Origin of the sequence: Mycobacterium sp., assembly GCF_049802695.1 — a bacterium.
In the GTDB taxonomy this organism is placed as follows: Bacteria; Actinomycetota; Actinomycetes; order Mycobacteriales; family Mycobacteriaceae; genus Mycobacterium.
The window spans coordinates 1-8,115 of sequence record NZ_JBARMY010000038.1 but is presented as its reverse complement, the minus strand read 5'-3'; the positions used below and the strand labels follow the sequence as shown (position 1 = coordinate 8,115).

Below are 8,115 nucleotides of genomic sequence, written 5' to 3'. Positions count from 1 at the left end.
ACACAGGGGAACCGGATCGTCCCGATCGGGCGGCCCAAAATCAACACCCAGGTTCACCTGCTCGACGACGCGCTGCAGCCGGTGCCGATCGGCGTCATCGGCGAAATCTACATCGGCGGAAGCCACGTGGCGCACGGGTATCACCGCCGGCCGGGGCTGACCGCCGAGCGCTTCGTGGCCGACCCGTTCACCCCCGGCGGCCGGATGTACCGTTCGGGCGACCTGGCGCGGCGCAACGCCGACGGTGACATCGAGTTCGTCGGCCGCGCCGACGAGCAGGTGAAGATTCGCGGCTTCCGTATCGAACTGGGCGAAGTGGCCGCCGCGATCTCCGTCGACCCGAGTGTCGGTCAAGCCGTCGTGATCGCTGCCGACCTGCCGCAGCTGGGCAAGAGCCTGGTCGCCTACCTGACACCCGCCGGCGCCGCCGAGGCTGACATGGTCGACGTCGATCGTATTCGCGCGCGGGTGGCCGCGGCTCTGCCCGACTACATGACGCCGGCCGCCTACGTCGTCGTCGACGAGATCCCGATCACCACGCACGGCAAGATCGACCGCGCCGCCCTGCCGCCGCCGCAGATCGCGGCGCCCACCCGATATCGGGAGCCGAGCACTGACACCGAACGCCGGATCGCCGAGCTGTTCTCGACGCTGCTCGGCCACGCCCGCGTCGGCGTCGACGACTCGTTCTTCGATCTGGGTGGCCACTCGCTGGTGGCGACCAAGCTGGTCGCCGCGATCCGTTCGAGCTGTGGCGTTGAGCTGACCATCCGGGAGCTGTTCGAGCTGGCGACGGTCGCGCTGCTGGCGGAGCGGGTGGACCAGCTGCAGTCTGGTTCGATCCGGTCCCGACGGCCCAAGCTGATCAGCACCGCACATGACGGACCGGCACCGCTGTCGGCGTCACAACTGCGGATCTGGTTCGCCTACCGCATCGAAGGACCCAGCGCTGTCAACAACATTCCGTTCGCCGCCCGGCTCACCGGGCCGTGCGACACCGCTGCGCTGGTCGCCGCGATCGGCGACGTCGTGGCACGCCAGGAGATCTTGCGCACGACCTACGTCGAGGTTGACGGTGTGCCCTATCAGGTCGTCAGTCCCGACGGAGACGTTTCCGTCCGGCAGGCCACCGGGGACGGCGAGACCTGGCTGCAGGAGCAATTGGACGCCGAGCGTCGGAAATGCTTCGAGCTTGACCGGGACCGGCCGTTGCGGGCCGCGGTGCTGCGCACCGGCGACGACCAGGTAATTTCTCTTGTCCTGCACCACATCGCCGCCGACCACTGGTCGGGGGAAGTGCTGTTCGCCGATCTGTTGAGCGCCTATCGGGCCCGCCGTGCCGGCCAGGCGCCATCGTGGGCACCGCTGCGTGCGCAGTACGCCGACTACGCGGCCTGGCAGCAGGAATTGCTCTCGGAGACCACCGGTGACGACACCAGCATCGTCGCCACCGAGCGCGACTACTGGATTCAGCAGTTGACCGGGCTTCCCGAAGACTCCGGGCTGCGGCCGGACTTCGCGCGGCCACCGGTGCCCAGCGGTGACGGTGAATCTGTTCAATTCAGCATCGACGGGCAGACCCGGGCGAAGCTGAGAGAGCTCAGCCGGGGATTGGGCGTCACCGAATTCATGCTGCTGCAGGCGGCGGTCGCCGTGGTGCTGCACAAAGCCGGTGGTGGGGCGGACATTCCGCTCGGCACACCGGTCGCCGGGCGTAGCGAGCCCGAACTCGAGCAACTGATCGGCTTCTTCGTCAACGTTCTGGTGTTGCGCAACGACCTGCGGGGCAACCCGACTCTGCGGGAGGTGCTCGAGCGGGCGCGGGAGACGGCGCTGAGCGCCTATGCGCATCAAGATCTGCCGTTCGACAGGGTGGTGGACGCGGTCAGTCCGGTACGTTCGCTGTCCCGCAATCCGTTGTTTCAGGTCGTCGTCCATGTCCGCGATCAGTTGCCGGCCGGGCGGGTCATCGACACCGGTCCGTCCGGCGACACCGTATTCAGCGCGCTGGCACCGGTATTCGACATGGCCCACGCTGATCTCAGCGTCAACTTCTTCGCCGCCGACGGCTCCGGCGACACCGGCTACACCGGCGATGTCATCTTCCGGACCCAGCTGTACCGGAGGACCACCATCGAACGACTGGCGGGCTGGTTGACACAGGTCGTCAGCGCGTTCGCCGACAATGTCGACCAGAGTCTGCACGATCTGCAGTTGCTCGATGCAGTTGAACAGCAGCGGATCCTTTCCGACTGGAGCCGTGGCGAGCAGCCGCCGCCCGGTCGGCCCCGCACCATTCCGGAACTGCTGGAAGCCGGCCGAGAATTGGGCACCGACCGCATCGCGGTGCGCTGCGGTGACGAATACATCGATTACCCGACGCTGCACCGGCGTTCGGACAACTTCGCGCAGCTGCTCGCTGACCACCAGGTGGGCCCGGGATCACTGGTCGGGCTTTCCACGCGTCGCGGCATCGACCTGGTAGTGGCGCTGGTGGGCATCATGAAGGCCGGGGCCGGGTACTTCCCGATAGATCCCGGATATCCGTCGGCGCGCAAGCAGTTCATGGTCGACGACGTCGAGCCGCAAGTCATGGTGGTGACCAGTGAGGCGCTGGCCACGATGCCCGAACGTGATGACGTCACCATGATTTCACTCGACGACCCGGCGGTGCGGTCCGCGCTGGAAGAGCGGGCGCCGCGCTCGGTTCTGCCGCTGTCGCATCCGGACGACCCGATGTATCTGGTTTTCACTTCTGGGTCGACCGGCGAGCCGAAGGGAGTGCTCGGCACGCACCGCGCGATGGCCACCCGCCTGGATTGGCAACTACGGCGATACTCGGTGCCCGGCAACGATATTCGGCTCGCTCAGGCGTCGATGACGTTCCTCGAGGGCAGCATGGAGACCCTGGCCGGTCTGGCCGCGGGCGCCACGATGATTCTGGCCGACGACACCGAGCACCGTGACGCCGAAGCGTTGGCGTCGCTGGTGCGACGCCATTCGGTGACTCAGGTGACGGCGGTCGCCAGCCTGGTCTCCACCCTTGCCGACCAGTGGCCCGAGGTGGTGCGGTCGCTGACCCGCCTGGTGTGCAGCGGGGAGCCGGTGAGCGTGTCGCTGCTCGAGCGGCTCCTGAAAGTCACGGCCGCCCGCGGCGATGCGGGCAAGCCGGAGCTACTCAACAACTTCGGCGCCACCGAGACCTCCGGTGGGTTGGTGCGCGGACCGCTGACCCCGCCGGTGCCGATCCTGGGCGGGCCGACGCCAGACTCGCAGGTGTATCTGCTCGACGACGCCTTGAAGCCGGTGCCGGTCGGGGTGATCGGGGAGCTGTACTACGCCGGCGGCCAGCTGGTTAGGGGCTATTGGAAGCGGCCCGGACTCACCGCGTCCCGGTTTGTGCCTAACCCGTATGCCACCCAACCCGGTGCGCGGTTCTACCGCAGCGGTGACCGCGCGCGGTGGACCGAAGACGGCCGGCTCGAGTTCGTCGGGCGTGCCGACCATCAGGTGAAGGTGCGGGGTTTCCGCGTCGAACTGGGCGAGGTGGAGGCCGCGCTGAAGGCGGTTGACGGGGTGGCCGTGGCGGCCGCCCGCACCTGGGAGGCGCAGGACAGCACGACACTGGCCGGGTATGTGGTTGCCCAGCGACCCATTGCCGACGACGCGGGCAAGGCGGCGTTCGCGGGTGCGGTGCGAGCCGAAATCGCTTCGCGGTTGCCCGGATACATGATCCCGTCGTCGCTCACGGTGCTTGACCAGATGCCCAAGACCGAATCGGGCAAGCTGAACCGGCCAGGATTGCCGCGGCCCGCGGTGAGCACGACCGGCCGAAGCGAACCGCCGCGCACCGCCACCGAACGCACGGTGGCCGCGGTGTTCGCCGAATTGCTGTCGACCCCGGAGATCGGGCGCTCCGACGACTTCTTTGCACTCGGCGGCGACAGCATCCTATCGGTGCAGGTGGCGGCGCGCGCCAGGGCGGCCGGGCTACCCGTCAGTCCCCGGATGGTGTTCGAGAATCCGACGGTCGCGCAGCTGGCGGCGGTTGTCGACGCCGCGGAGCCGGGCGCCGAAGTGGCCGGCGCGGGGGATACCCGGCATGCCCCGATGAGCACCTCAGGGCTCTCGGCGGAAGACCTTGCAGCCGTGACCTCTTCGTGGCTCTCCCCGGACGAGCCGTGACCGCGACCGAGGCCGACGCACCGGCCGGCATCGACGATGTGATGGCGCTCAGCCCACTGCAAGAAGGGCTGTACTCACGGACCGTGCTGGCCGGGCTGGCCGATGCCGGCGCGGACCGCGTCGACGACCCCTATGTGATCGGGATGGCCGCCGACATCTCCGGAGCGCTTGACGTCGCGCGGCTGCAGCACTGCGCGGCGGCGATGCTCAAGCGCCATCCGAACCTACGGGCCAGCTTCGTCAGCCGGAACATCGCCAGGCCGGTGCAAATTGTGCCGTCTCGGGTGGTGCTGCCCTGGCGGCACGTCACCGCCGTGCCGGAGGACGTCGAGGCGTTGGAGGTTGAGGAGCGGGCGCGACCGTTCGATTTCGAGCGCACACCGGCCATCCGGTTCCTGCTCATCGAATTACCGCAGAAGCATTGGCGGTTGGTCATCACCGCCCACCACATCGTGATCGATGGCTGGTCGCTGCCGGTGTTCGCCGGAGAACTGATCACCCTCTACCGGGCCGGTGGCGACGCCGACGGGCTGCTGCCCGCGCCCCGGCCTTACCGCGATTACATCGGCTGGCTGGCCGGTCGTGATCGCGGCGCCAGCGAACGAGTCTGGCGTGAGCATCTTGGTGGCCTGACCGGTCCGACGCTGCTGTCAGCGGTCATGGGCGGCGACGATGCGGGCCGGGCAACGGCTCGAGGAGGAGCCGGCCGATCGAACCTGGGCGGCGACGCTGCGGGTGGTCTGCCCCGCCGGACCGAGCTGCGCAGCGATCGGCAGACCACCGCCCGGCTGGTCGACGGCGCCCGCTCACGAGGAATCACCGTCAACACGTTGACGCAAATGGCTTGGGCGTTGGTGCTTTCCCGCCTGACCGACCGCAACGACGTGGTCTTCGGAGTGACCGTGTCGGGCCGGCCGGCCGAACTGACCGGTGTGGAGACGATGGTCGGCTTGTTCATCAACACCGTGCCGCTGCGGGTGCGCATCGACGACGACGCATCGGTCGGCACGCAATGCCTTGCAGTGCAACGTGACTCTGCGGTGCTCCGCGAGCACAGCTACCTCGGGCACGCTCAGCTGCGGGCGTTCGGCGGTGTCGGCGAGATGTTCGACACCCTGCTCGTCTACGAGAATTTCCCGACCGGTGACCTGACCGGCGGCAGCGTGATAACCGCCGACGGTGTGACGTTCCGGCCTGCCGGGCTGGAGAGCCTGTCGCATTTCCCGGTGACGCTGGCCGTCCACCTGGCCGACGGCGAACTGATCGTGCTGGTCGAACTGATCGACGGGGCGTTGGGCGCCACGACCGCCGCCGCGCTGGGACGGCGCGTACTCACCACCGCCGAACGACTGCTGTCACTGTGGGATTGGCGGGTGGGCGACGTCAGCGTCTTGTTCGAAGACGAGGCGGCGCTGCTGCACGCCGCCGATCAACCGGGGCGACCGCCGTCCGGCGCACCGGGGATACACACCCGTTTCACCGCCGTCGCTGAAATCGTGCCCGACGAGGTCGCGGTCAGCTGGATGGGCGGGGCGATGAGCTACCGTCAGCTGGACACCGCCGCCGACCAACTCGCCGCCGCACTGCTCGCCCGCGGCGCCGCCGCCGAGATTCCGGTCGCCATCGACTTGCCGCGCGGCCCGCAATACGTGGTAGCCATGCTCGCAACGCTCAAGACCGGTGCGATGTGTGTGCCGCTGGAGCCAGGCATGCCCACCGAACGTGTGGCGTCGATTCTGCGCCAGAGCGGTGCGACGATCGTCGTCGACGACGACTTTCTGACGTCCGCCGACCATCCGCCGCCCAACGTATTTCGGCCGGTCGACGTCGAGGGTGAGCAGGCCGCCTACGTGGTCTTCACGTCCGGAACGACAGGAGAACCCAAGGGCGTCATCGGCACCCACGCCGCGGTCGGCGCGTACGCCGACGACCACATCGACTCCGTGCTGCGACCCGCTACAACACGATTGGGCCGTCGGCTGCAAGTCCTGCACGCATGGTCGTTCGCCTTCGACGCGGCCTGGCAGCCGCTGGTGGCACTACTCGACGGGCAGGCTGTCCATATCGTCGACCAGCAGACGCAGCCCGACGCCGAAGCGCTGGTGCGCGCCATCGTCGAGCGCGACATCGACATGATCGACACCACGCCGTCAATGTTCGCGCAGCTGAGGGCATTCGGTTTGCTGGACACCGCGCCGCTGACCGTCCTCGCGCTGGGCGGCGAAGCCATCAGCGCGCCGACGTGGGCGGCGATCCGCGCCGAATGCGCCCGGACCGGGCTGACTGCTTACAACTGTTACGGGCCCACCGAAACCACCGTGGAAGCGGTGGTGGCCCCGATCGCCGACTACCACAATCCGACGATCGGTCAAGCGACCCGCCACACCCGCGGTTACGTGCTCGATTCCGCGCTGCGTCCGGTTTCGTTCGGCGCGGTCGGTGAGCTCTATCTGGCCGGTGCGCAACTGACCCGCGGTTACCTCGGCCGTCCCGGCGAAACGGCCAGCCGATTCCTCGCCGATCCATTCGGCGAAAGTGAGCGGATGTACCGCACCGGCGATCTGGTGCGACGCCACCCGGACGGCTCGCTGCAGTACCTGGGCCGCGCTGACGCCCAGGTGAAGATCCGCGGCTACCGCGTCGAACCCGGCGAAATCGCCGCCGCACTCGAATCGCATCCCGGTGTCCGCCGCGCGGGCGTGGTGGTGCGCGAGCACCACGGTGCGGCACGGCTGACCGCCTACGTCGTCAGCGACCCTGCAGCGGCCGGCGCGCCGCCCACCGCGGCCGAGCTGCGCAGCATGCTCACCGCGCGGTTGCCGCGCTACATGTTGCCGCACCGCATCGTCGAGGTTGACGACATTCCGCTGACCAGCAACGGCAAGCTGGACGAGAGTTGGCTGACAGCAATCGATTCCGTCACCGCGACGCAATCGCGGCCCGAGACGGTCACCGAGTCCACCCTGGCCGAAGTGCTGTCCGAAACACTGCACAGCCCGCAGGTCGACGTCAACGCAGAATTCCTGCAGCTAGGTCTGGACAGCATCGCAGCGCTGACGGTAGTACAGGCGGCCCGCCGCCGCGGCATCGCGCTGCGTGCTCGGCTCATCCTGGAATGCAACACGATTCGCGAACTCGCCGCCGCGGTCGATGCCGAGACGGCGACTACCGGCCACCAGCCCGAAGACACCACCGCACCGATTCCGTTGCTGCCCAGCGCCCGATGGCTGTACGAATACGGTGAGCCGCGCAGGCTCGCGCAGATGGAAGCCATAGCGTTGCCCGCGGGCATCAGCGGTCAGCAGCTGCGGGCCGCGTTGACTGCCGTCGTCGCCGGTCACGAGGTGCTGCGAACTCGGCTCGACCGCGACACGATGACCCTGCTGCCGGTCCCGGCTTCGCAAATACTCACCGAAGTCGAGGTGACCGGCGACTTGCACGCGACAGTCACCGAGCACGCCCAAACAGCGCTGCAGCGACTCGACCCGGAACGAGGCACGCTACTGGCAGCGGTGTTCTTCCGAAACCACATCGCGCCCAACGTGCTGCTGTTAGCCGCACACGTACTGGCGATGGACCCGGCATCCTGGCGGGTGGTGCTCGGCGAACTCGACGTCGCCCTGCACGCGCTGCGCCACGGCGAGCACGTGACCGCGGTGCGGGAGCACACCAGTTATCGGTGCTGGGCGCGGACACTGGCGATGCGCGCCCAAGCGCTGGACACCCTGCCGTTCTGGAGGTCTCAGGTCGCCGGAGACGACCCGGATCTCGGATCCCGGCGGGTGCGCCCCGACGAAGACCGAGCGCGCGACCTGCTCGTCACGACGGCCTTCACCGACGCCGACGTCACCGGTCGGCTCATCGGCTGCGGTGTGCCCGTACTGCACCTGCTCGTCGCGGCGGCGGCCGAGACGGTGACCCGTTGGCGGC

The 8,115-nt window shown here is 68.4% G+C and carries 2 protein-coding genes; both read left to right on the top strand.

Going from position 1 to position 8,115, the window contains the following annotated elements; genetic code table 11:
* A partial coding sequence (locus WA317_RS01350; RefSeq protein WP_425171320.1) for an amino acid adenylation domain-containing protein occupies window positions 1-4,185 on the top strand: 4,185 nt, incomplete at its 5' end.
* On the top strand, window positions 4,182-8,115 hold a 3,934-nt coding region (locus WA317_RS01345; protein ID WP_425171319.1), incomplete at its 3' end, for an amino acid adenylation domain-containing protein. The genes WA317_RS01350 and WA317_RS01345, both read left to right, overlap by 4 nt.